Raw genomic sequence first — 24,320 nt, 5'->3', positions numbered from 1 at the left:
GGCGACCGCGGAAGGGCCAGGCCGGCCGGTCGATGAGAGCGGCCCGCGTCAGGGGTTCCGGTGCGGTCCGGACGGGGACCGTCTGACGCTGATCACGAAGCTCCCGGGGAATCGCGTGCCGTCGGCGTGCGTCTCAGTGGTGTGAGATGCCCAGCCCGCACGCCCACGCACATGAGACCGCCGGGGAGAAGTGAGGTATGGCAGTGATCTGCGTCGGAGGCATGATCGGGATCGGCAAGACGAGTGTGGCCGAACTCCTCGCCAAGGAACTGGGCAGCGACGTCTTCTACGAGAGCGTCGAGGACAATCCGATCCTTCCGCTCTTCTACACGGCGAGCCCTGAGGAGATCCAGGCGAGGCGCTACCCCTTCCTGCTCCAGCTCTACTTCCTGCAGACCCGGTTCGCCTCGATCAAGGAGGCGTACAAGCAGGGCGACAACGTCCTGGACCGGTCCATCTACGAGGACTGGTACTTCGCCAAGGTCAACCACGACCTGGGCCGGATCAGCTCCCTGGAGATGCGGGTGTACGAGGGCCTGCTGGGCGAGATGATGCGCGAGATCGACGGCCTGCCGTACCGCAAGGCGCCCGACCTGATGGTCTACCTGAAGGCGGACTTCGAGACGGTGCTGCACCGGATCGGCCTGCGGGGCCGTGACTTCGAACAGGACGAGGGCCTCGTCGAGTACTACCGCACCCTGTGGTCGGGCTACGACGACTGGGTGAACCTGCACTACTCGGCCAGCGAAGTCCTCGTCGTCGACATGAACCGCACGGACGTCGTGCACAACCCCGACGACGCCGCCCGCGTGGTCCGGGAGGTCAAGGACGCCCTGGCCGCGGTCCGGCAGAACGCCGCGGCCGGTCTCTGACCCGCGGGCCGGTGGTCTCCCCCGTGCGGGGGAGACGGCCGCGACCTGCGGACGATGCCCGGACACCCGGCGGGTGGCGACGATCAGGACTCGTCCCGTCAGATTCAGATTCCGGAACCGGAGCTCACCATGCCGAAGTGGACCCTGCGCGCCATCGCCGTCCTCGCCGTCGCCGCCGCGATCGCCGCCCCCGCGGCGGTGGCCGCGCCCGAGCCGGCGCCCGCCGCAGCGGCGGCCCCCGTGGCCGCACGGGAGGCATCCGCGGCCGCGCCGGTGGGCTCCGCCGCCGCGCCGGAGACCGGGCTCGCCTCCGCCGGGCGCGAGACGACGCCGTCGGACCACGCCGTCTCCCTCTGAGCGACGCCCGGGGGGGCGGCGCCGTACCGGGGGCGGGGGTCCTCGTCGTCGTACCCGTGCGGTGTGCCCGTGCGGTGTGCCCGTGCGGTGTGCCCGTGCGGTGTACCCGGTGCCGAGCCGGGAGGGGGCGGGTGCGCTGTCGGCCCCCGGTAGGCGGCGGGTTTGTGTGCCCGCGTTCACCCCGTCGGGGCAATGGCCGGTGGTTCACGCGGCGGAAGGTGGTCTACTGCGGCTCGACCAGCGCAAACCGGCGTGAGCAGGAGGCAGTATGAGCGGCGTGGACCTGGATTTCGAACCGGCCGCGGAAGCGGGTGGGAGCGGCACGTTCCCGATGCGGGCGGGGGCCCTGCGCAGGAACGGCCATGTGCTCGTCGACGGCGTTGTCTGCAGGCTCACCGACGTCTCGATCTCGAAGCCCGGCCAGCACGGTCCGGCCGAGGTGCATCTCGCGGGGGTCGACGTGTTCACCGGTGAGAAGCACGAGGACGTGCACCCCTCCTCCCGCGACGTGGAGGTGCCGGTGGTGGTCTGCACCGAGTACGTGCTGGCCGGTGTCGACGGCGGTCGCCTCCGCTTGGTGGACGTGTCCACGGGAGAGGCCGGGGAAGACGTCGCGCTGCCGGAGGGAGCCCTCGGCCGGGCCGTCGAGGGCGACTTCACCGCCGGCAAGGACGTCCGGGTCACCGTGACCCGTGCGCTGGGCCGGGCAGCGGTCACTGGCCACCGCGCGCGGTAGGCCCGGCGGCCGTGACCCGCGCACGGCGCCGTCCGCCCGGCCTGGGACCTCCCGGCCGGACACACGCAAGACGCCCGGCCGGGAGGTCCCGGCCGGGCGTCTTCGATGTGCGTGGGCTGCCCGCTGGCGGCTTAGTACCAGTGGTGGGTCTGCCAGAAGTTCCAGGCGCCGACGGGGCTGCCGTAGCGCTCGTTCATGTAGTTCAGGCCCCACTTGATCTGGGTGGCCGGGTTGGTCTTCCAGTCGGCGCCCGCGGAGGCCATTTTCGAGGCCGGCAGGGCCTGGACCAGGCCGTACGCGCCGGAGGAGGCGTTGGTGGCGGTGTGGTTCCAGCCGCTCTCGCGGGAAACGATGTTGTTGAAGGCCGCGAACTGCGCCGGGTCCTTGATCATCTGCTGGGCGATCGCCTTGGCGCTCGTCGGGGCCGCCTGGGCGGGAACCGCGGCGAGCATGGAACCGGCGACACCGAGGGCGACGACGGTGCCCGCGAGGGCCTTCTTGGAGGCGGCGATGCGGCGGATGACGGAGTGGGACACGGAGATACCTTCCACAGGGGACAAGGGCGGTCGCGGCATGCCTGGGGCATGCGTGAGCCACTCACGCGGTGGAGAGGGGTTCGTCGGCGGCGGGTGAGGACCCGTGCCGCCCGGCGACTCATCCAGTTCTACAGACGCCCCGACCCCCTGGCAACGACCGCCATTACTAGGGGGCTTCGCAGTCAGGGACCGGCGGACCGGTGCTGGGCGGGGCGGGGTGGGCGCAGGTGGGAGCCGGATGAGGGGGGTTACGGGAGGGGTGCGGGGTCTACTATCGCGGTTCGTGTGTGACGTGAGTCCTATGGGGCGGGTCACCCCCGGGACGCCCGGATCTCACCGTCTGTCACTGGATGTACCCCTTTGAGAAGCCGAGCGAATGTCCGTATTGCGCTGGATTCAAAGGAAATGAACAGCTTTGGGCTGTCCTTCTGTCCGGCGCGGTCCGGCACGTGGAGTCGGGAGCACGCCCACGGAGGGCCCGGGCCTGGACCCGCCGGGGGTCGAGGTCGCCGGGGCGAGCCGCCCGCGATCGCCCGGAAGACCACGCCGCGGACCGCGGCGGACCGAGGCGGACCGCGGGGGGCAGGCCGTGCGCGAGGTGCGGCGCGGGTTCGCGGCGGGCGGGGCGGCCGGCGGTAGGGTGCGGGCCGTGTCCGATCAGCAGCGTGAGCAGCAGCGGCGTGATCTCGCCGGCTACGGGGCCGAGCCGCCGCGCGCGGCGTGGCCCGGGGGCGCCCGTGTCGCCGTCAGCCTCGTACTGAACTACGAGGAGGGCGGGGAGCAGAACGTCCTGGAGGGCGACCGCACCTCGGAGGGGTACCTCCACGAAGTCGTAGGCGCGCCGCCCGTGACCGGCGGGCGCGACCTGAACGTGGAGTCGATGTTCGCCTACGGCTCGCGCGCCGGCTTCTGGCGCATCCACCGCACACTGGCGGCGCACCGTGCGCCACTGACCGTGTACGCCGTGGGACAGGCCCTGGAACGCAACCCCGACGCGGCGCGCGCGATGGGGGCGGCGGGCTGGGAGGTGGCGGGCCACGGCTGGCGCTGGATCGACTACCGGCACGTGCCCGAGAACGTCGAGCAAGACGACATCGCACGCACGGCCGAGGTGATCGGGCGGCTCGTCGGGCGCCGGCCGGTGGGCTGGTACACCGGCCGGACCAGCGCGAACACACGGCGCCTGGTCGCCGGGGAGGGCGGCTTCCTCTACGACAGCGACGACTACTCGGACGACCTGCCGTTCTATGTGGAGGCGGGCGGCCGGCGCCCGCACCTGGTGGTGCCGTACAGCCTCGACGCGAACGACTTCAAGTTCCTGATCGTCCACGGCTTCACCACCGCGGACGACATGCTCGCCTACCTGGTCGACACCTTCGAGACGCTCCGCGCCGAGGGCGCGGACCGGCCGCGGATGATGAGCGTCGGCATGCACTGCCGAATCATCGGGCGGCCCGGGCGAATCCGCGCGCTCGACGGGTTCTTGAAACACGTCGCGCAGCGGGGCGGGGCGTGGATGGCCACGCGGGAGGAGATCGCACGACACTGGCTGGCCACGCACCCGCCCGCCGACTGACTGCACACCGTGCACGCACGGCGTGCAGGACGCAGGACGCAGGACGCAGGACGCAGGACGCAGGACGCAGGACGCCTCTAGGATGCCGGGCGGGCGGGGTCGTAGCGCAGAGGTCGTCGCGCGCGGTCTCCAAAACCGTGAGGACGCCGGTTCGAATCCGGTCGGCCCCGTCCGCTCCGCCCCTCGGCCGCCTCGCGGCCGTCCCCACGTCACCCTTCGGCCGCCGGCAGGGGCCGGCGACCGAAGGGTGACGTGGGGCCCGGTTCGCGCCGAACATTCCCGGCCCTGCCGGTCGCCCCGCAGGGCCTGCGCCTGCGGGGCCTGCGCCTGCGGGTCTACGCGGGGGTCTGGACCTTGTCGGGGTTGTCCTTGCCCACGACTACCGGGTCCGGCTTGGGGGTCGGGGCGGGCTTGTCGGGCTGGTGCTCGCAGTAGACCTTGCCCTGGTAGAACTTGCAGCCCGGCATGTTCTCCACGTCGCGGACCTTGCCCTTCTTGCCGTGACGCTTCTGGTTCTTCTCGCCCTTGTCGTGCTTGTCGTGCTTGTCGTGGTTCTGACCCTTCTCCCACGCCTCCTTCTTGCCGCTGTTCTCGTGACCGCTCTTCGCGTGGGCAGCGGCCGAGGTCGCGCCGGTCGCGGCCGGGGCGGCGAAAGCGCTGGTGGGGACCAGTGCGCCCCCTCCGACGATCGCGGCCGAGACGGCGTACAGGGCGAAGCGCTGCTTTCGGGAGGTGGTGCGGAACATGAGGACGACTCCAGATGAGAGGTGGGGGGAGGGTCGGATCCAGAGAACTCGGTGCGAAATGTCTGGTTTGTTCTCTTATGGAAAAGGCTGGCTGTCTGACTTCATGGAGCTGTCCGCCGACTGTCACAGGCGCGTGACAGGCCGCGCGGCTCCTGGCGTCTGGCATCTGCGGCGCCCCTGCGGCTGCCCTGGTACGGGGGCCGGGACAGCAGGACCGGTGGGCGCGGGGCGTGGCACGGGGCCGAAGTCGGGCCGGGAGGCGTCGCTGCCTGCCCGGCTCCTCCCGCAGGAGTCGGTGGACGCGGGCCGGGAGCGCGGTGGATCGGCCCCGGCCCAGGGTCCGCGGCCGGAGGTCAGCCGGCCAGGGGGACGGCGATGTCGCAGGCGGGGTCGGCCGGGCCGATCCCGGACCAGTCCGCGAAGTAGACCTCGCGCGGCGCAGCCGCCGTGGTGCGGGCCTCGCGCTGCGCCCAGGCGTAGACCGCGTCGTAGGCGGAGAGGATCTGCGGGTAGGCCGTCTGCGCCTTGGTGAGGCGGGTGTAGGCCTGGGTGTGGGCCGGTTCGGTGCGGGAGGCCGCCGGGAGCAGGCCGGCGCGGGCCGGGTCCACCGGCACGCAGAGCTCGACGGGGCCGTCGCTGTCCTCATTGACCTCCCCGTGGTAGATGACGAACGGGTGGTCGAAGAAGCCCCCGTGCGCGTGTGCCACCTGAGCCAGTCGGCCCAGGGCGGCGGGAATCCAGTCGGGCAGCTCTTCCGGGGTGATGTGCCGCTGTTCCGTAAGGACCAGCTGCTGCGGCACCTCACGCTCCTTGATCTCGTACATGTCCGTACTCCCTTCGCCTCCGAGCAGGTGGATACGGAGGTGCGCCGCCAGCTCGCGCTGTGCCGCGTGGCGGCGCTCGACGCCGTCCCAGTACTCGGCCACCAGCCGGGCCGCCTCCGGGGCGGGGGCGGCCAGGACCGCGCCGACGTCGGCCAGCGGCATGTCCAGCCCGCGCAGCCGCACGATCAGCCGGGCGGCGGCGAGCCGGCTCTCCCGGTAGTACCGGTATCCGGTGACGGCGTCGACGTGGTCGGGCGGCAGCAGGCCGTGGCGGTCGTACAGCCGCAGGGCCTTGTGCGACAGCCGCGCCCGGCGGGCGAACGCGCCGATGCTGAGCAGTGCTTCTTCCTCCATGGCCGCTACGCTCCCCTCTCCCCCAGGGTCAGGGTCAACCGGGCGGGCTCAGCAGTCACCGGGGTCGCCCAGCAGGGGTGCGCCGACAGTAGCGGGCGGCGGCGTGCGCGACGGCGAGTAGGCCTCGGGCGGCGCGGGGCGGCGGCCCGGGACGAGTTGAGGCGGCCGGCGAGGGGGTTCCGGCGGGCTTCGCGGCCCATCGGGGGCAGTCCGCCGGAGGCCTCCAGTCCGAGGAGGGGAACCGCGCCCCCCCTTTCTCTCCCCTTTTTCCCCTCCTTCTCCCCCGTCCTGTCCCGCGTCTTCTCCTCCGTCAGGGTCCGGTCCGCGCCGCGGCTCCGGTGTTCCGCGACGGCACGGGCGCGTCCGTCCGCCGCGGCCGCGCCGAGGAACTCGGCCTGGACACCCGCCTCGCCGGGGCGGCGGTCTGCTGCGGGACATCGGCCAGCCCGTCGTCCGGCTTGCCGTCCTGCGCATCACCCTCGAGGTGGAGGTGCGTGTCACTCCACCCGAGGAGGAAGGGGACGAACGGCCCAACGGGAGCCACAAGGTCGGCGTGATCAAGCGGATCGGCTTCCGCCGGGCCGTCCTGCTCCCGAACTTGCGGGCTCCCGAACTTGCGGGCTTGCGGGCTTGCGGTGCCGCTCCTGCCGCGCTGGCCGCCCTCCGTGCGGCGGGGGCCGTCCCCGCCCTGGCCTCTGTCACCGACGACCGCCATCGGGGAACACCCGGCGCAGCCACGGGCGGTCGGGCGGTCAGGCGGTGCGGCGCGGGCGCATGGGACGGCGCGGGCGGCGGCGGACAGCAGGGGCCTCCGGGGCAGCCTGCGGTGAGGAGAACCCGCCTGCCACGGGCAGGGGGGACGCAGCCGGTGCGGTGGCCGGAGCGGGGACCGCGGCCGCGGGCGGGGCCTGGCGGGCCGGCGGTCGGGCACTGCCGAGGATGGCGGTGTGCGCGATGAGCGGCGCGCAGGACTGGCAGATCTCGGCGAGCGTCCAGACCTGTCCCACGGCCGGGTTGTGGACCAGGACCAGGAGGGCGGAGCCGGTGCACTGGGTGCGGGCCTCGTGGAAGGCGCACTGCGCGGCCCGGCAGGCGCACGCGGCGTTGGGCCGGACGGTCGCCAACCGGGCGTGGGCCCGGACGTGCTCGGCGGCGAACCGTTTCAGGGCCGCGGTGTCCTTCGAACGGGGCGGCATCCGGCAGGCTTCGGTGCTGCAGGTGACGGAGGCGCTGTGATCGGCGTGGCCGGTGAGCCGGACCGTCCAGGTCCGGCCGGGCACGCGGGATCCGGGCATGAGGGTCAAGTCGGGGTCCGATCGTCGTGTTTCAGGTGGGTCGGTCGCGGCCGGTCGCACCGACGTGGCGCCGATCGCGGCGGGGTGGACCCCGCGGACTGTCGTCCCGGGCGGCGTCTGCGGTGGCGGCGCCGGGCAGCGGAGAAACGGACATCGCGCGGCCTCGGACCTGGGGTCTTCGGCCTTTTTCGCACGTCCCGCAGGCCCTGTCAATGGCGCGTACCCGTCCGGCCGTCCGCCGGACAGGGGCAGGAAGGGGAGGGGACGGGGACCGGACGGGGCAGGACAAGTGGGCCCGGGTCCGCCCGGGACGCGCCCGGGAGGCCTGTCGGCCGTGGCGGGTGCGGGCGATTCGAGCGGCGGAGCGGGCGGGCGAAAACTCCCGGGAAGTCAGCACGCCCACGGAACGGGCCGGCGGGGCGCCGGCGCCGGCGCCGTGGCCGCCTGCGGGCAGCGCTCCGACTGCCTCGTCTGCCGTTCGTGGGCACCGTCTGCGGCGCACAATTCCCCCGGCGGGTGCGGACGATGGTCCTGTCCTGGACCGGGCCTGTGCCCCGCGCCCGTACGCGGAGGTGTACGGGCAACACGGCCGTCTGCGGGTTCGGCGAAGACGCTGGAGGCGACCCCGGCTATCACCGCGAGCGGACACCGGCGCGGGCCGCGAGGTCCGTCGTCCCGACCGGAGCGCGGCGCTGCGGGCGGCAGGCTCTACCCCGATCCGGTGCCGGCGACGACTGGGCCCCGCCCCCCTCTACGGGACGCCGCGGCCCCCGCCCGGGGCGCTGGAGATCGGCCGGCTGCCGGTCTTCGCCGCCGAGGCGCACTGATTGCGACCACAGCGCGTGGGGCAGCGCTCTCGCCTCCGGCCGCCTCGCGACTGCGGCGCTGCCCGCAGGGGCGTCGCCCGCACCGGACGAGCCCTCGGAACCGGTCGGCAGGCGCAGCACGGGTTCCGGGGCCGACGAGACACGCATTGTGGTCCCCTCAGTGATCTCCGCGTAGCACCCGGCACCGCGTCGAGTACCCGAACCGGACAGGCGGACTGGCGGTGTGGGCGGGAGGGGAAGCGGGCGAGGTACGGCCCCCGTCGCAGCCATGAGGGCCAGGACCGCACCCCGCACCAGGCACCTACCCGACACCGCCCGGCCGACACCCGCCGGCGCGGGCGGTGCCTGAGCCAGCGCCGCACATACGGCGACTCCTCGCAGAGGTTGCCTCTGCGAGGAGTCGCACTCGACCGCCGGCCGTTGGTCTGCTGGTCAGCCCTGGGTTCCGCCCTGGGTGTTGCCGTTACCGCCACCCTGCGTACCACCCTGGGTGTTGCCGGTGCCACCACCCTGCGTACCGCCCTGGGTGTTGCCGGTGCCGCCACCCTGGGTTCCACCCTGGGTGTTGCCGGTGCCACCACCCTGCGTACCGCCCTGAGTGTTGCCGGTGCCGCCACCCTGGGTTCCACCCTGGGTGTTGCCGGTGCCGCCACCCTGCGTACCGCCCTGAGTGTTGCCGGTGCCGCCACCCTGCGTACCGCCCTGGGTGTTGCCGGTGCCACCACCCTGGGTTCCACCCTGAGTGTTCCCGGTGCCACCACCCTGCGTACCACCCTGAGTGTTGCCATTGCCGCCACCCTGCGTACCGCCCTGAGTGTTGCCATTGCCGCCACCCTGCGTACCGCCCTGAGTGTTGCCATTGCCGCCACCCTGGGTTCCACCCTGAGTGTTGCCATTACCGGCGCCCTGCGTACCACCCTGGGTGTTGCCATTACCGATCTGGGTGCCACCAATGGTGTTGTTCGAACCGCCGATGATCGTGTTGTTGACGATGTTCGTTACGTTGTTGGTCACCTGGTTCACCACGGAGGGCGCCAGCCCGAGCTTCTTCGCTTCCGAAGCCGCTGCCTTTCGACCGATGGCGGCTGCCTGCTCCTTGGAGGCTCCGCCTCGCGCTGCCTGCTGGGCCGCGGCTGTGCCTCGTGCTGTTGCCACTGCGATGTCGGCCTTCGTGGAGGCGGATCCGGTCGGGGTGCATCGGACCGTGCCTACGGAGACCGGACCGCTGCCGGTGATTTCGACCCGGATGTCGCCCTTCGGTCCGGTGGCGGCGCGGGCGATGGTCTTCCCGTTGCGCTTGACGTCGTAGGTCTGCTTGAGGGCGAAGCCCTTGCCGCGGATCTCGCCGTTCTTCAGGCTGCACACCGCCGCCGCCGGGGCTGCGGTCGAAAGTGCGGAAGCCTGGGAAGCGAATGTCACTCCCGCCGTTCCGGCGAGTATCGCGGTGACACAGGACAGACCGGCAATGTTGGCGACGCGCTTCTTCCTCGACATTTAAATCTCCTTTGAATGGTCGACCCGGATTCCGAGTTTTTCTGCGAGCCGGGGATTCGGCTTGCCAGGTGCCTCAGTTCCGTTTACTGGCCGATCGGTTTATCTGTCTCCAGATTGCCGTTTTCGGGCGCGGGGAGAAAGCGACGGAGATTCGGGGCTTGACAATCTCGTATGAGGGTGGGTGGTCGTGTGGCGCCTGGCGGTGGGGGCTGGTAGCCCATGGTGTGCCTGGGGGCAGCTGCGGGGTGGACCGGGCCGCGCTCGGCGGTGCTTCCTCGCCCGTCGGGCTGGGTTTCGGGGCCTGGTACGGGTTCAGCCGTTGCCCGCCCCGACGTGGGTCGGGGCGGGCAACGGCTGAAGGGGACGGCACCACCTCGCAGAGAGAGCCTCTGCGAGGTGGTGCGTCTTTCGGCTGGCTTGGTCAGCCCTGCGTACCGCCCTGGGTGTTCCCATTGCCGCCACCCTGCGTACCGCCCTGGGTGTTCCCATTGCCGCCACCCTGCGTACCGCCCTGGGTGTTCCCGTTACCGCCACCCTGCGTACCGCCCTGGGTGTTCCCGTTACCGCCACCCTGCGTACCGCCCTGGGTGTTCCCGTTACCGCCACCCTGCGTACCGCCCTGGGTGTTCCCGTTACCGCCACCCTGCGTACCGCCCTGGGTGTTCCCGTTACCGCCACCCTGCGTACCGCCCTGGGTGTTCCCGTTACCGCCACCCTGCGTACCGCCCTGGGTGTTCCCGTTACCGCCACCCTGCGTACCGCCCTGGGTGTTCCCATTGCCGCCACCCTGCGTACCGCCCTGGGTGTTCCCATTGCCGCCACCCTGCGTACCGCCCTGGGTGTTCCCGTTACCGCCACCCTGCGTACCGCCCTGGGTGTTCCCGTTACCGCCACCCTGCGTACCGCCCTGGGTGTTCCCATTGCCGCCACCCTGCGTACCGCCCTGGGTGTTCCCATTGCCGCCACCCTGCGTACCGCCCTGGGTGTTCCCATTGCCGCCACCCTGCGTACCGCCCTGGGTGTTCCCGTTACCGCCACCCTGCGTACCGCCCTGGGTGTTCCCATTGCCGCCACCCTGCGTACCGCCCTGGGTGTTCCCATTGCCGCCACCCTGCGTACCGCCCTGGGTGTTCCCATTGCCGCCACCCTGCGTACCGCCCTGGGTGTTGCCGCCCTTGTTGCGCTTCTTCTTCTTGCCGTGGTGGTTGCCGTCGTGCTTCTTGTGGTCGTGCTTGCTGTGGCTGACGACGCTTTCCACCGATGTGGTGGGGGCCGCCATCGCGGAGGTCGAGGGGATGAGGATCCCGCCGGCGATGGCGGCGGCCGCCACGGCGGTCGCGAGGCGGAAACCTCGGCGCTTGCGGCGGGGCTGGGACGTCTCGAACTTACGGTTCATGGTTTTTCTCCTGATCGGAATTGGGCCCTGAAAGGGCCCGTCATTTCGCGGCCTCCGCGATGTGGGTTGTTTCCATCGCGTCCACGGCCTCTCCGGCTTTGCGACTTTCTGGCTTTCCGGTGGGGCCGCGTAACCAGTAAGCCCATTCACTGTGGCGGCGGTCATGTTCCGATAATTCGGGGCTTGACGTTTTCTCGTATGCGGGTTATTCGGAGAGCTTGGGGGATCCGGCCGACGGGTGTGGCCGTCCGGGGTGGCGCGAAAACGATCATCGGGGGCGTTGTCGGGGAGGGTGATCCCTATGCTGACGGGATGCTCGACATACCTCTTTCAGCGTTGGAAGTCGCGATGGTGCAGACGGGCACCCGCGCCGTGGACACCCTGCGGGACACCGCGGCTTTCGCTCAGGAGGTGGAGCGGCTGGGTTATCGCCGTCTGTGGTACGCGGAGCATCACCACTCCCCCGCGATCGGCGCGTTCCCGCCGGTCGTGCTGACGGCGCACGCGGCTGCCTCGACCTCGGTGATCCGTCTCGGTTCGGGCGGGGTGCTGGCCCCCAACCACGCGCCGATCATGCTGGCGGAACAGTTTGGGACGCTGGCCGCCTTGCATGAGGACCGTATCGATCTGGGTGTCGGGCGTGGTCCGGGCACGTTCGACGAGGGTGTCGCGCGGGCGCTTCGCCGTGGGGCGGGGCCGGCGTCGGACGCGGAGTACCGCGACGACGTGGCTGCGATCTTGTCGTTCCTGGTGGAGGAGGTCGCGCTCGGGCCGCTGCCGGAGCCGTGGCTGCTGGCTTCCAGTGTCGCGGGGGCCGCTCTCGCCGCGGCGCTCGGTCTGCCGGTGGCGATCGCGCATCACATTCGCCCGGACAACACCCTTGCGGCCGTGGAGGGTTACCGGGCGGCGTTCACCCCGTCGCGCTGGTGCGAGCGGCCCCGGGTGCTGCTGTGTGTGGAGACGGTGTGTGCGCCGACGCAGGAGGAGGCGGTGTGGCGGGCGGGTCCGATGAACGTCGTCAAGGCCGGGCTGTTGAAGGGGCTGAGCGAGGTGCCGTTCCCCACGCCGGCGCAGGCGGCGGTCCATCCGTTCACCGAGCAGGAGCGGCAGGCGCTGGACGGTTTCCGTGCGCAGCAGGCGGTCGGGGCGCCGGGGGTGGTGGTGGAGCGGCTCGCGCACCTGGCGGGTGAGACCGGGGCGGACGAGTTGATGCTGACCACGCCTGTCTACGACCTGCGTGACCGGGTCGGTTCGTATGAGTTGGTCAGGAAGTACTGGGGGGCGACGGCGCCGTAGGGCGTGTCGGCGGGGCGGGGGTGGCGGGGTGTTTTCTCGTACGCCGGGACCGTTTCCGTAGGCGTGTGCGAAGGAGTGGCGGGGGTGGCTGTTACAGGGCCGTGCACCCGTTCGGCGTAGGGGTGTGGGTCGTGGCGGGTGCCGGGGCTTGGGCGGTGGGGGGCTGCTGCGCAGGCGTGTCACGGCGGGTGGCGAACTGTCGTGTTCAGGGCGTCAATCGGGGCTTGACGGTTGCCCGATACAAGGGAGGGTTACGGACATATCCGGATTGGGAAACGGGGGTCGGGCGGGCGGTGTCCGGGGGGCGCCGGGGGCCAGAGTGTGACTCCTCGGCCAGCGCCGGGATTTGTTTCAGGCCAGACCAGGCAGCACCCGTATGCGTATTCGTGTCCGTGTGTGCTGGTGCCGGTCGGGGCCGTTCGTCGACGTCGAAGGGGTTCTTCCTCCATGTCCGCTTCCCCCGCCATCCGCCGTATCCTCGCCGTTGTCCTGGCGGCCGGCACCCTTGCCGGAGCCGCCGCCGTGCCCGCCGCGGCGGACGACCACCGCCGCGACCACCACGGCCGTCACTCCGCCCTCGTCATCGGCGACGTCAGCCACGACAGCCCGGTTCGGGGCGACCGTTCCAACCGCGCCCTGAACCGTGAATGGGTCGAGATCAGGAACACCGGCCGGAGCGGCGTCAACCTCCGCGGCTACACCCTCACCGACCAGCAGGGCAACCGCTACCGCTTCCCCGACTTCCGTCTGGAGGGCCGCTCCGCCGTCAAGGTCCACACCGGACGGGGCCGCGACAGCCGCCACGACCTCTATCAGGGCCGCACCCGCCAGATCTGGGACGACCGCGACACCGCCACTCTGCGCGACCACCGCGGCGGTGTCGTCGACACCGAGTCCTGGGGCCGTCGCGGGCACCAGCACCGCGGCTGATCCCGGTCGGTGGTCGCCCCGACGGGGACGGTGACCGCCGGCCGCCCGGGGGCGGGGTGTCACGGCCGGGCGGGCCGTGACACCCCGCAGTCGTGCGCAGGTGGGTGGGTGCGGGTGCATTCGGGTGGCGGCGTGCCGTGTCGGGCTGGTGGCGGGGGGCCGGTTGGCGATGCTGGGCCGGGCGCGGCCCGGCGGGCGGCGCGTTCTCCCCCTGTCCCACGATGTGTAGGAGTACGGCATGACGGCGGACGCGGTCGGGCGTTTTCTGGCGGCTTTGGAGCCGCTCCGGCGGGAGGCCGTGGCGGGCAGGCCGCGCGAGGAGCAGGAGCGGCTGGCGGCCGCGTGGGAGGAGGAGCTGGGTTCGGACGACGAGCTCGACACCCTCGACGAGTTGTCGCCGCCGGCGGCGGAGGCCGAGGCGGCCCGCCGGGTGATGGACCGCGAGGCCTGACCCGGCCACCGGGGCGGGTCTCGCGGCGAGGGGCGGGCCGGTCCCGGGCGGGCGGGCCTGCGGCCGGACCCGCTCGTGGTGCGTGGCTGCGGCAGGGGCAGGGGGCGCTGGCGGTGTCTTGGAGGGGCTGTGTGGGCCGGACGGTGGGAGGAGTCCGCGGTGGGGGTGGTCTGCCCTCCGGGCCCGGTCGGTGTGCGTCGAGCGGGCCGGGCGGGGGCTGGTGTGTGTGGTGGGGGGGTGGGGTCAGCGGCGGTGGATGCGGTCGATGCCGTACCAGCGGGAGACGCAGGCGGCGACCCAATCCCGGCTGTAGGTGGTGGTGAAGAAGGGTTCGGCGAGGCTGGCGATGGGCAGCGGGCGGTAGCCGATGTCCGTGGCGCCTTGTGCCGCGGCGGTGCGGATGCGGGCGTTCTGGGCATCCCAGGCGATGGAGCGGGCCACCGTGGTGGTGGTGAGTTGCTGGAGGGCGGGGACGAGGGAGGCCAGGGGGGCCAGGGTGAGGCAGAGCGCGGCGGTGACGGCGGCTGCCGGGGTGCCGGGGCTGGTGGGGTGGCGGCGGGCGGCCAGGCGGGGGCCGGCCCAGGCGCCGAGCAGGACTCCGTAGCCGCACAGGGCCAGTTCCATGGGTAGCAGGTAGCTCGTCCAGGTGCGGGCGTACGTCCAGCCGGTGGGCCCGTATCCGCTGCGCAGGCCGACCGCGACGGCGAACGATCCCAGGATGACCACGGGCAGGGGGAGCAGGAGCAGGGCGGCCCGTGTCGCCCGCCCGGGCGGCGGCGGGATCAGGGGCGGGGATGAGGGCGGGGATGAGGACGGGGGTGAGGGGCGGGGTCGGGGGGTGCGGAGGGTGGCGGCGGCCAGGCCCAGGAGGAGGCCGGCGGCCGCGGCGGCGAGGTAGGCCCACTGGCTGGTGACGGTGTCCCACATGCGCAGCCAGTCCTCGTAGGTGGCCCGTAGTCCGCTCGCGGAGAGCAGTGGTTCTTTCTCGGGCTGTTGGGCGCGGCGCCAGCGGGCGCCGGGGGAGGTGTAGAGGACGGTGAGGCCGCACAGGAGGCCGGTGCACCACAGCAGGCACCAGGTGACGGGGCGCCAGGTGGTGGTCAGGCGTAGGCGGGGCAGGCACAGCAGGGCGGTCAGGGTGGCGGTCAGGCCGCTGACGAGGGCGAAGGGTTCGCTGAGGGTGCCGAGGGCGAAGCCGATGAGGAGGGCGCCGGTGAGGCCGGCGGTGCGGACGGCGCGGCGGGGGTGGTTGATGGTGGCCAGGGCCAGCAGGAGGGCCCACAGGCCGATGACGCCGGGCAGGGTGTGGGAGATGGTGGCGGGTGCCCACAGCAGGACCTGGTAGCTGCGGGTGCCCGCGTAGTAGAGGAGGGCCTGGAGGGTCAGGGCGCAGGCGGTCAGGAGCAGCAGGGGTGGGGTGCGGCCGAGGGCGTGCAGGAGGCGGCGGCCGAGGAGGACCAGGGCGGCGGTGAGCAGGACGGTGATGAGGGTGGGGAGGATTTTGGTGCCGGCCGGTCCGCCGCTGTAGAGGAGGCCGCTGAGGAAGGCGTTGGTGATGCGGCCGTTCTGGGTGGTGTAGAAGTCGGCGGTGATACCGAGGATGCCCAGGTCGCGGGTTTTCCAGGCGGCGCACCAGTCGTCGGAGGCGGGGCGGGTGTAGAGGCCGAGGAAGCATCCGACAGCGACGAGGGCTCCGGCGGCGGCGAGGAGGGTCGCGGCGGCGGGCAGGGCGACGCGTCGGAGCGGGTGGGGGTGGGAGTGGGTTCTTGGGCCGGTGCGGGAGGAGGGGGGCAGGTGTTCTTCCTCGTCCTCGGCCGCCACGGTACTCATGGGTCTCCCCTTCGCAGTGGGGCCCCTCGGGAGGGGCGGCCGGTGCGCCCCGCCGGCTGTGGTGATCACACGGCCCGCGAACACCCATGATGTGCACGGTTTGCCGTGTGCGGCATCCGGGCGGGGCGGGTGGGGGTGCGGGCTACTCACCCGGGCGGCGGGGTTGTGGTGGCGGGGCGGGTGGTGGTCTTCGAGGATGGGCCGCAGGGGCGGGCTGGTGCGCCCGGTGTGCGGGGGCGTGGTGTGCGGGGCGTGGGTGTGGCGGAGGGAGTGGCGGTGCCCGGTGTCCTTGGCTGCTGGGCGGTGGTCGCGGCGGCGCTCGCGGGTACGGCTTTCCCGGTGTGTGGTGCGGGGGGTCATGCGCCGCTGTCGCGGTTCACGGCTCCCACCGTGGGTGTGCTGTCCAATGTGGCTGCCGCCGAGGGGGTTTCGGCCGCGCGGGCCGCCGGTGCCCGGTATGTGGAGGGCAGCAATGTGCTGCGGCTGGCGTCGGGGCGGTGGTTGTATCTGCCGGCGGGGCGGTCGGCGTCGGTGGTGGTCGCGGCCGGGGACGGGCGGGCGTTGCGGCAGATCGGGCAGAGCCGGGCCTGGCTGGCCTCCGGGCGGATTCCGGGCAGGTCCGCGGCCGAGCGGGCGGCGGCCGGGCGGGCGCTGTTGGCGATGCGGGCGCTGTTGCGGCCGAACGGGGCGATGGCGGCGGGGTGGAGTCCGGGCTGGATGTATGCGTGGCCGCGGGATTCGAGTTTCGCGTGTGCCGCGTTCGCGCACACCGGGCATGACGCGGAGGCCTTCCGGATCCTGCGGCACAGTGCCGCCACCCAGCGTGCGGACGGCAGCTGGGAGGCGCGTACGAAGCTGGACGGTTCGGGTCCGCCGGACGGCCGGCGGTGGCAGCTCGATGCCAACGGCTGGGTGCCGTGGGCGGCGTGGCAGTGGTATCGGGCGGCGCCGGCGCAGGGGCGTCGGGAGCGGCTGATGGCCCTGTATCCGATGATCGTCAGGGCGGCCGACCGTGCGGCGGGTTCGCTGGGGGCGGACGGGCTGCCTCCGGCGTCCGCGGACTACTGGGAGTTGATGACGGCCACGGCGAACATCGGTACGGCGGCTCCGTTGCTGGCCGGGCTGAACGCGTCGGCGGACCTGGCGCGGGAGGCGGGCCGGCCGCAGGATGCGGTGCGGTGGGCGCGGGCGGCGCGGCGACTGTCGGCGGGGATCGCGAAGCGGTTCCTGCCGCTGGGCTATCAGCGGACCGTCGACGGGCGGCACGGGCGTGACAGTGCGGTGGCGTTCATGGCGCCGCCGTTCAATACGGCGGCCGCGGGTGTGCCGGCGGCGCTGGATGCGACCTATCGGGCGCTGCTGCTGCCCAACGGGGGGCTGACCCCGGGTGATGACCCGGGGGCTCCGTGGGGGCCCGTGGCGTGGACGCCCAGTACGGCGTTCTTCGCACTGGCGTGGGCCGCGGAGGGCCGGCCGGCGAAGGCGGGGCCGGTGCTGGAGTGGGTGCTGTCGAAACGGAACGCGCTGGGAGAGCTGCCGGAAAAGGTGGACAAGGAGGGCCGGCCGGCGTCGGTGGCACCACTGGCGTGGACGGCATCGATCGTGCTGCTGTCGCTGGTGGCGCTCGAAGCCGGCGAGATGGCGGCCCCGCCGCTGCAGCGGTAGGAGGCCCTGTTCTCCCGAAGCTGCCGTGAAGTGACAAGTAACTCAGCATGTCGTTAGGGCCTTGGCTTCTGCGCGAGGTGCAGGAACCTCGCTGACAGTGAGGGCGGCGAAGTCGGCGTGGGCCAGTTCGACGGCTTCGGGGTACGCCGCCCGCTTCTCGTGCTCGGCGAGCGCCCGGTAGATGCTGGCGACGGAGGGGTTCCGTCCCTTGCGTTTGCCGGTGGGGATGATCAGGTCGGGCTGGATCTGCTCGACGGACTCGCCGCCCGCGCGGCGCCGCAGCACGGTGTGGAGCATGTCGTCGGTGATGACCGGGGGCCGGCCGCCGTGCTTGCCCTTGCGGGCGGCGGTGTCGAGCCCTTCGAGCGTGGACTCGCGGATGTTCTCCCGCTCGGTCTCCGCCATCGCCGCGAAGAATGCGAACAGCAGCTTGCCGGGGCCGGTGGGGTCGTAGATGCCGGGCAGGGGCCCGGCGAGCATCTCCAGGACCAGGCCGTGGGCGGTGAGGTGATCTGCGAGCGCGGTGAGTTCGGCGGCGTCGCGGCCAAGCCGCTTCATCTCGTACACGGTGAAGATGACCCGGCAGTGCGGGGCGTGTGCCTTGACCTCCCGGGCCGTTCGCAGCGCATCCTCGAACTTCGGGCGGACCCGCACCCGGGTGCTGATCTTCTCGGCGAAGATCTTCTCCCTCGGGATGCCGTGCTTGCTGAGCGCGTCGAGCTGGGAGTCGAGTTCCTGCCCGAGCGTCGAGCAGCGTGCGTATCCGATGCGGATGTCCGCGCTCGGCAGGTCGGGGTCGATCGGCGCCGGCGGCGGGGTGCCGGGCCGCCACGGCTGGCCCGGACCGCGGTCGGCCGGGGTGGGCACCCGCAGCGCCTTCTTCAACCGGGGCACCATGGTGAAGCGGCGGGTGTGGTAGGCAGAGGCGACCGCGCCGCCGCGGGAGCGGCAGGGCGAGCCGGGCTGGGCGTCACACTTCGGACATGCGTGCTGTTCGACGTCGTCGGCGTCCGGCCAGTCGGTTGGGGAGGGCTGCTGAGGGTCCGTCATGGGCCCGGATTTTCGCACAATGCAATTCTCAGAAAGGGGTCCGTCCCACTTTTGAGTGAGAACGCGTTCTGCGAACGAATCCGGGTCCGGCGGGGGTTCGTCGGCCCGTGATTGATCTTGCTCGCGCAAAGGACCGTTTATGAGAACCGTCTGGTCTCATTGGAGTTCGCTGAAGCGTTCGGTTGCTCGGGTGCGTCCGGCGACGATGATGGTGTCGTCGGCTTCGACGACGGTTTCGGGGGTGGCGTAGGTGAAGCCTTCGCCGGGGCGTTTGATGGCGACGACGGTGATTCCGTAGCGGGTGCGGACGGCGCTGTTGGCCAGGGGGAGGCCGATGATGTCGGCGGGCGGGTTGGTTTTGACCATGGCGAAGTCGTCTTCGAATTCGATGTAGTCGAGCATGCGGCCGCGTACGAGGTGGGCGACGCGCTGGCCCATGTCGTGTTCGGGGTAGACGACGTGGTGGACGCCGAGCTGGGTGAGGATGCGGCCGTGGGCTTCGCTGATGGCCTTGGCCCAGACGTTCTCGATGCCGAAGGAGATCAGCAGCGATGCGGTGAGGATGCTGGCTTCCAGGTCGGTGCCGATGGCGACGACGGCGCGGTCGAACTCGTGCACGCCGAGCTGGCGCAGGGCGTCCTCTTTGGTGGAGTCGGCCCGCACGACGTGGGTGAGAGAGCCGGAGAGGGCCTGGACGACTTCGGCCTTCTCGTCGATGCCGAGGACTTCGGTCTCTTCGTCGGCGAGTTCCATGGCCAGGGCGCGGCCGAAGCGGCCCAGGCCGATGACGACGACGGAGCCCTGGGGTCCGGTGCGGCGCTTCTTGGGGGCGGGTTTCCTAGCCAATGACGGGTCGCTCCTCGGGAAGGTCGTACAGGCGGACACGGGTGCGCAGGGCGAGCGCGGAGGCGACGGTGATGGGGCCGAGCCGGCCGATGAACATCAATCCGATCAGCAGCAGCTGCAGGCCGGCGTGCAGGTCGGCGGTGATGCCGGTGGACAGGCCAACGGTGGCGAAGGCGGAGGTCACCTCGAACAGCGACCGGTCCAGGGTGTGGTCGGTGAAGACCATGAAGGCCACGGTGGAGGTGGCAACGGCCGCGACGGACAGCAGCACCACGGTCAGGGCCTGGCGCTGGAGGTCACCGTGCAGGCGGCGGTGGAAGATGTTCACCGCGCCCTCGCCGCGGATCTCGGCGTATATGACGAAGAACAGCACGGCGAACGTGGTGACCTTGATGCCGCCGGCGGTGCCGGCGCTGGCGCCGCCGATGAACATCAGCACGTCCGTGCCCAGCCAGCTGGCGGGGTTCATCTGGGAGGTGTCGATGCTGTTGAACCCGGCGGTGCGCGGCATGACGCCCTGGAAGAACCCGGCCAGCAGCTTCCCCGGCGTGTCCAGCGGGCCCAGCGTCGCCGGGTTGGACCATTCGATCGCGGTGATGAAGGCGCTGCCACCGACCAGGAAGACCCCGGAGGCCCACAGCACGATCTTGGTGTGCAGGGACCAGGCCCACGGTCGGCGCCAGCGGCGGCGCAGCTCGAACAGCACGGGGAATCCCAGCCCGCCCGCGATGACCGCCAGCGCGATGGGCAGGCAGATCCACGGGTCGGTGACGAAGCCGATCAGGCTGTCGGAGTACAGGGCGAATCCGGCGTTGTTGAACGCCGAGACGGCATGGAAGACGCCCAGCCAAGCCGCGCGAGGCCAGGTCTCGTCGTAGGCGGTGGCGAATCGCAGGGTCAGTACCAGCGCGGTGACCGCTTCCAGCAGCAGGCTGACCTTGACCACACCGGTCACGACCGAGCGGACATCACCCAGTCCGAGGGTCTTGGTCTCCGCGGCGGCCGTCATGCGCGCTTTCAGGCCCATGCGGTTGGACACCAGCAGCACCAGCAGGGAGGCGAAGGTCATGATGCCGAAGCCGCCCACCTGGATGAGCGCCAGGATCACCGCCTGCCCGAATCCGGTCCAATATCCGGGAGTGTCCACCACTACCAGGCCGGTCACGCACACCGCGGAGGTAGAGGTGAACAGCGCCTCCATCGCACCGGCACCACCGGGCCCGGCCTTGGCCACCGGCAGCATCAGCAGACCGGTCCCGGCCGCGACCGCCGCGGCGAAGCCGGCCACGACCGCCTGCGCCGGATGCCGAAGACGCGGCCACCGACGCGTCACCACTCCAAGCCCTCCGCTTCGCGGACAGGCACCACGATTGTTCGCACTGGAAGACGATAGACAACCCCGCCGCCATTCCCGGCACCGGACTCTGCCGTGGTCCCTGCGCCGTGTCTAGGCTTGCGCCATGCGACCTCAGACCAGCACCAAACCCCTCCCTCACTGGTCCGTACCGGGCTCGCAGGCGACCGGGTGAAGCACTCCGGGCCCGGCCGCGACCTGCGGCGCATCGAGTACGCACTCCTGGTCGCCGCCGCGGTTCTGGTCACCGTCGGTGCTCTCACTGACTTGCTGTGGCTGCTGGGCATCGGGGCATGCGCTCTGATCGCCGCCGGTCTGATCGAAATGATCTACCGGCCGTGACTGACCCCGATGGCTGGCGCTCACGTCGCCCGCCCCTGGCAGCAGTCCGGGCACAGCAGCCCTGGGGAAGACGCCGGACTCGCCATGCCTTCAGGACGGCGTCTTGGCCGTGAGGCCCGCCGCCTGGGGCGCGATACGAGGACCGGGCAGCGTGGCCGCCGCCGCGGCGGCGAGGTCGAGGTGAGAGGTCATGTCCAGCTCGAACCGGCCGTAGGGGTTCACGTGCGTCCAGAACAGGGGGGACAGGGCCCGCCGGTCGGCGTCGGTCAGGCGCTCCCGCCACTTCTTCTCGCTCAGGATGTCCTGGAGGAGCAGGGTGTTGACGTGCACCAGCGCGGACTGGAGCAGGTGCAGGGCGAGCATGGAGACCTCCTGGGACTCCTTGTCGGAGCCGGTCAGGTCGCCATCCTTGCCGTAGAACAGGTCATGGTTGGCGGAGATCCAGTTCTCCACGACCTGGAGGCCGTCGTTGATCTCGCGGCGCAGGCCGCCATCCGCGAGGTAGTCGCAGATGAACGCCGTACGGGCCGCCCGCCCCAGTTCCTCGATCGCGCGGTAGGTGGGGTGCTTGGGCCCGCCGCGGGTGAAGCGGCGCAGGACCTGCTCGGCCTCGGCGGTGCCCAGGCGCAGGGCGGTGGTGTACTTCACGATCTGGTCGTACTGCTGGCGGATCAGGTCCCAGTCGATCGTCTTGGTCGACAGCACCGGCACCAGGTTCGGCCACTTCTGGTCCTCCCCGGCCGTCGGCCGGTACAGCCGCGCGGAACCGACGTTCTTCAGCCGGGGGAGCAGGTTGAAGCCGAGCATGTGGGCGAAGGCGAACGCGACGATGGAGGCACCGTGCGTGTCGGTGTACTGCCGGTCGATCTCCACGTCCGTGCAGTGCCGCAGCACGCCTTCGATCATCGCGGCGACCTCGGAGGCCGAGCAGGTTTTGAGCTGGCTGTAGACGCACAGCGACTTCTTCTCGACGTGCCAGTAGATCATCACTCCGGGGCCGCGGTAGCGCTGGTGCCACTCGGTCATGAAGTTGCTGGACCAGGAGCCGAACTTCTTGGAGTCGCTCGCGCAGGCGGTGCCCTCGCCCCACCACGCCTGATCGCGGGCGGCGAAGGTGGCGTTGACCAGCCGCACCAGCGCCGCGCGCAGGTTGGTCCGGTTGACGAACAGGTGCCGCACTCGGCGCAGGACGGCCTCGCTCTCGCCGTGCTTGCCGGTGACCGCGACCCGCTTGATGCCCATGTTCGTACCCAGCGCGAACAGCACCAGCAACAGCCGGCGCCGCAGCACCGCCTTCGGTACCGCCTCGCGTGTGGCGACCGAGGTGAACTCGGACGTGAAGCCGGTGGCGAACTCGGCCTCCTTGAGGATGTCGATCAGGTCGATGGTGCCCCAGCGGCGTTCGATCTCCGCCTTCAAAGCGACCAGGTTCTCCGGCTCCTCCTGCTTGCCAGCGGCGAGACCTTGATCCACGGCTCACCGTGCCGGCGGACGATGTCCACCCCGCCCGTGGTTCCCACCTCCAGCGCCGTGTCGAAACGGGACAGGGCCTCGCGCAACCACTGTTGAAGGGCCCCGATGAACTTCTCCGAGTCCTGCGGCTGGCGGATCGCGTCGTAGTGCACATCGCGGTTGTCCTCGAAGTCCGTTGGCAGATCGTCCTCCGGGTTCTGCCAACGGTTCGCGCCCGGCACCCAGATCTCCCGCCGCCGCAGCGCGTCCCGCAGCGCCACCAGCACGCACAGCTCGTACGGGATGCGCTCCCACCCGGCCGCGCTCGTCCACCACCGCCTTACGCCACTCATCGCGCACCACCCCCGCCAGCGGAATCTTCTCCGCCTCATCGAAGAACGCGCCCTCCCTGGCGATGGGCTGATCCAGATACCGCTTGAGCAGGTCGATCGCGTCCATCACCGGCCGGTAAGCGGTGTTGTTGCACTTCAGCTCCAACGCGTTCAGCAGCGGCGAGAGCATCCGCCGCCAGTGGCCCGAGTACGACGAGCGCAGCACCGTACGCACCCGGGCCCGGTAGCGGGCCTCGTTCGCCGCCGCCTCCGCCGCCAGGGCCTTCAGCGTCGACTCCCCGGCCACCGGATAGATCGTCTTGCGGACCGTGCCGCCCGGCTCGGCGACCGCCGCCTCCGCCAGCCGCAGCAGGATGCCCTCCTTGCCGCGGACCCGCTTCATCTCCTTGTTGAACTCGCCCTCGACCTTCTTCTCCGCCCGCGTGTTGATCTTCTGCACGAGCTGGATGAACAGCTCCACCAGCGAGTCGGTGATCTCCGTCTCCCGCACATGGCACAGCGCGGACAGCAGCGTGTAGCGCACCGGGCCGCCCGCCGCCCGCAGGTCCGAGGGGTACTCCTTCGACGCCCGTGCCCGCCAGGCGGCCACCAACTTCTCCGACACGTCCCCGAACAGCTCCGGCGGCAGCTCCAGCGCGGACCCGCTGGAGCTTGTTCACCTCCGCCAGGAGGCTGTCCAGCCCCAGCGCGCCCGGGTCGGCCTTCAGCTCGGTGAAGAACGTGCCCCCGCCGCCCGTGCTGTCCTCGCTCGCGTCAGCGTCCTCGGCGATCAGGTCATCCAGCCGGGACCGGGTCGCTGCAGACAGTCGGCCCACCGTGGTCGCGCAGAACCGTTCCTCGAAGGTGCTGACCGCCGACCCCACCAGGCGGGCGATACGCCCCGGCGTCGGCGGCTCCAGCCTGTCCTTGCGGCAGCGGGCCACCACGGCCTCCGCCAGCCGGTCCCTCGACCGCTCCACCCCGCATAGCTCCACCGCCAGCCACTCGGCGAGCTGGGCCTGGTCCTCCTCCGTGCACTCACGGAAGCCGAACGCGCCCCGGATCTCCACCCGGTGCCGCTTGATCGCCCGCCCCGCCCAGTCGTACGCGGCCCACTCCTCAGCGGGCACCTTCACCTGCTGGGCGACGTACGACACCGCCGGCGCCGGGATCTCCTCGGCGTTCTCCGGGAACCGGGCCTCCACCTCGAAGAACTTCAGCAACAGCGCGAACCCCAACCGGTTCGCCCCCGACTTGTTCCGCATCCGCTCCTGATCCTCCTCCAGCAGCGTCCAGACCTCGATCAGGTCCTCCGGCTCCCACTCCTGCCGCACCCCGGGCTCCTTCCGGTCGTCATGGCCGGACCAACGTCGCCGAGCACGGCCCCCGATGAACCCAGAAGATCGAAAACGCTGACAAGTCCACCCCAGATCCGCTACAGAGAGCTACTTATCACTTCGCGGCAGCTTCGGGAGAACAGGGCCTAGGAGGGCAGACACGCAGGCCCCCGGCAGTCGGGGGCGGTGTGGAGGTTTCCCGGGGCGGACGTCTGGCGGGGCGGGGGCGGACACGTCCCGGGGCGGGGCGGCAGCGCAGGCGCCTGTGCGGCGGCCACCACCCGCTGCGCCTGCGGCTCGGGCTGGGACTGGGGCTGGGACTGGGGCTGGGACTGGGGCTGGGACTGGGGCTGGGAGTTGTGGTCCTGGGGGCTGAGAGATGGGGCTGGACGGTGCTTGTGCTTGTTCCGGGGCGGGGTGGC

General features: G+C 71.4%; 21 protein-coding genes, 1 tRNA gene and 1 pseudogene. 10 read left to right on the top strand and 13 right to left on the bottom strand.

All coding sequences use genetic code 11. From position 1 onward, the window contains the following. Window positions 1-197: 197 nt before the first annotated feature. From R4Z63_RS32470 to eif5A, 3 genes are all read left to right on the top strand, one after another. On the top strand, window positions 198-872 hold the full coding sequence (locus R4Z63_RS32470; protein ID WP_037930406.1) for a deoxynucleoside kinase: 675 nt from the start codon (window positions 198-200) through the stop codon (window positions 870-872). A 129-nt stretch (window positions 873-1,001) separates the two neighbouring features. After that, on the top strand, window positions 1,002-1,229 hold the full coding sequence (locus R4Z63_RS32465; protein ID WP_384451519.1) for a hypothetical protein: 228 nt from the start codon (window positions 1,002-1,004) through the stop codon (window positions 1,227-1,229). Between the two features lie 268 nt (window positions 1,230-1,497). Further along, window positions 1,498-1,965, top strand: coding sequence for a translation initiation factor IF-5A (gene eif5A, locus R4Z63_RS32460; protein ID WP_384451522.1), 468 nt, complete (start codon window positions 1,498-1,500; stop codon window positions 1,963-1,965). A gap of 131 nt (window positions 1,966-2,096) precedes the next feature. Here the strand turns inward: eif5A and R4Z63_RS32455 are convergent, their stop codons facing one another. Then, a complete protein-coding gene (locus tag R4Z63_RS32455; protein WP_037930416.1) occupies window positions 2,097-2,501 on the bottom strand; it encodes an aggregation-promoting factor C-terminal-like domain-containing protein in 405 nt (134 codons plus the stop codon). Window positions 2,502-3,150: 649 nt separating this feature from the next. Between R4Z63_RS32455 and puuE the strand changes: the two genes are divergently transcribed. Next, window positions 3,151-4,077, top strand: a complete 927-nt coding sequence (gene puuE, locus R4Z63_RS32450) for an allantoinase PuuE (RefSeq protein WP_384451525.1) — start codon at window positions 3,151-3,153, stop codon at window positions 4,075-4,077. Window positions 4,078-4,172: 95 nt separating this feature from the next. Continuing rightward, window positions 4,173-4,247, top strand: a tRNA-Trp gene (locus R4Z63_RS32445). Window positions 4,248-4,412: 165 nt separating this feature from the next. Here R4Z63_RS32445 and R4Z63_RS32440 read toward each other — a convergent pair. The 5 genes from R4Z63_RS32440 to R4Z63_RS32420 all read right to left on the bottom strand — a co-directional run bounded on the left by R4Z63_RS32440 (window position 4,413) and on the right by R4Z63_RS32420 (window position 11,013). Next, window positions 4,413-4,823: a hypothetical protein gene (locus R4Z63_RS32440; protein ID WP_384454644.1), complete on the bottom strand. Its 411-nt coding sequence runs from the start codon at window positions 4,821-4,823 to the stop codon at window positions 4,413-4,415. Window positions 4,824-5,176: 353 nt separating this feature from the next. After that, on the bottom strand, window positions 5,177-6,001 hold the full coding sequence (locus R4Z63_RS32435; RefSeq protein ID WP_384454641.1) for a MerR family transcriptional regulator: 825 nt from the start codon (window positions 5,999-6,001) through the stop codon (window positions 5,177-5,179). Between the two features lie 752 nt (window positions 6,002-6,753). Further along, the gene (locus tag R4Z63_RS32430) at window positions 6,754-7,296 is read right to left on the bottom strand and encodes a hypothetical protein (RefSeq protein WP_384454638.1); all 543 of its coding nucleotides are present in this window, start codon (window positions 7,294-7,296) and stop codon (window positions 6,754-6,756) included. A 1,259-nt stretch (window positions 7,297-8,555) separates the two neighbouring features. Continuing rightward, on the bottom strand, window positions 8,556-9,617 hold the full coding sequence (locus R4Z63_RS32425) for a hypothetical protein (RefSeq protein ID WP_384454635.1): 1,062 nt from the start codon (window positions 9,615-9,617) through the stop codon (window positions 8,556-8,558). 421 nt (window positions 9,618-10,038) lie between these two features. Then, on the bottom strand, window positions 10,039-11,013 hold the full coding sequence (locus R4Z63_RS32420; RefSeq protein ID WP_491522497.1) for a hypothetical protein: 975 nt from the start codon (window positions 11,011-11,013) through the stop codon (window positions 10,039-10,041). 312 nt (window positions 11,014-11,325) lie between these two features. On the opposite strand from R4Z63_RS32420, the gene R4Z63_RS32415 reads away from it, so the two are divergent. From R4Z63_RS32415 to R4Z63_RS32405, 3 genes are all read left to right on the top strand, one after another. Continuing rightward, complete coding sequence (locus R4Z63_RS32415; protein WP_384454629.1) at window positions 11,326-12,309, top strand: MsnO8 family LLM class oxidoreductase; 984 nt, start codon at window positions 11,326-11,328, stop codon at window positions 12,307-12,309. 447 nt (window positions 12,310-12,756) lie between these two features. Then, complete coding sequence (locus R4Z63_RS32410; RefSeq protein WP_384454626.1) at window positions 12,757-13,239, top strand: lamin tail domain-containing protein; 483 nt, start codon at window positions 12,757-12,759, stop codon at window positions 13,237-13,239. Window positions 13,240-13,477: 238 nt separating this feature from the next. Next, window positions 13,478-13,690 (top strand): hypothetical protein, encoded by a 213-nt coding sequence (locus R4Z63_RS32405; protein ID WP_037930439.1) that lies wholly within the window; start codon window positions 13,478-13,480, stop codon window positions 13,688-13,690. A gap of 243 nt (window positions 13,691-13,933) precedes the next feature. Here the strand turns inward: R4Z63_RS32405 and R4Z63_RS32400 are convergent, their stop codons facing one another. Further along, window positions 13,934-15,520, bottom strand: coding sequence for a DUF6056 family protein (locus R4Z63_RS32400; protein WP_384454623.1), 1,587 nt, complete (start codon window positions 15,518-15,520; stop codon window positions 13,934-13,936). A gap of 180 nt (window positions 15,521-15,700) precedes the next feature. Between R4Z63_RS32400 and R4Z63_RS32395 the strand changes: the two genes are divergently transcribed. Further along, window positions 15,701-17,185, top strand: a complete 1,485-nt coding sequence (locus R4Z63_RS32395; RefSeq protein WP_491522499.1) for a glycoside hydrolase family 15 protein — start codon at window positions 15,701-15,703, stop codon at window positions 17,183-17,185. 42 nt (window positions 17,186-17,227) lie between these two features. Here R4Z63_RS32395 and R4Z63_RS32390 read toward each other — a convergent pair whose 3' ends face one another. The 3 genes from R4Z63_RS32390 to R4Z63_RS32380 form a co-directional block, all read right to left on the bottom strand. After that, on the bottom strand, window positions 17,228-18,235 hold the full coding sequence (locus R4Z63_RS32390; protein WP_384454617.1) for a recombinase family protein: 1,008 nt from the start codon (window positions 18,233-18,235) through the stop codon (window positions 17,228-17,230). 156 nt (window positions 18,236-18,391) lie between these two features. Continuing rightward, the gene (locus R4Z63_RS32385) at window positions 18,392-19,081 is read right to left on the bottom strand and encodes a potassium channel family protein (protein ID WP_384454614.1); all 690 of its coding nucleotides are present in this window, start codon (window positions 19,079-19,081) and stop codon (window positions 18,392-18,394) included. Continuing rightward, window positions 19,074-20,369, bottom strand: a complete 1,296-nt coding sequence (locus R4Z63_RS32380; protein WP_384454611.1) for a TrkH family potassium uptake protein — start codon at window positions 20,367-20,369, stop codon at window positions 19,074-19,076. The genes R4Z63_RS32385 and R4Z63_RS32380 overlap by 8 nt, the downstream gene beginning before the upstream one ends. A gap of 237 nt (window positions 20,370-20,606) precedes the next feature. On the opposite strand from R4Z63_RS32380, the gene R4Z63_RS32375 reads away from it, so the two are divergent. Continuing rightward, complete coding sequence (locus R4Z63_RS32375) at window positions 20,607-20,777, top strand: hypothetical protein (protein WP_384454608.1); 171 nt, start codon at window positions 20,607-20,609, stop codon at window positions 20,775-20,777. Between the two features lie 90 nt (window positions 20,778-20,867). Here R4Z63_RS32375 and R4Z63_RS32370 read toward each other — a convergent pair whose 3' ends face one another. The 3 genes and pseudogenes from R4Z63_RS32370 to R4Z63_RS32360 form a co-directional block, all read right to left on the bottom strand. After that, on the bottom strand, window positions 20,868-22,250 hold the full coding sequence (locus R4Z63_RS32370; protein WP_384454605.1) for a Tn3 family transposase: 1,383 nt from the start codon (window positions 22,248-22,250) through the stop codon (window positions 20,868-20,870). A gap of 3 nt (window positions 22,251-22,253) precedes the next feature. Further along, window positions 22,254-23,186: a hypothetical protein gene (locus tag R4Z63_RS32365; protein WP_384454647.1), complete on the bottom strand. Its 933-nt coding sequence runs from the start codon at window positions 23,184-23,186 to the stop codon at window positions 22,254-22,256. Window positions 23,187-23,493: 307 nt separating this feature from the next. Beyond that, window positions 23,494-23,895 (bottom strand): annotated as a pseudogene (locus R4Z63_RS32360) (DUF4158 domain-containing protein); the annotation flags it as partial. Between the last annotated feature and the right edge of the window lie 425 nt (window positions 23,896-24,320).

The organism is Streptomyces sp. PL-29 (assembly GCF_058344425.1).
This window is presented reverse-complemented; position numbering and strand designations above follow the sequence as displayed.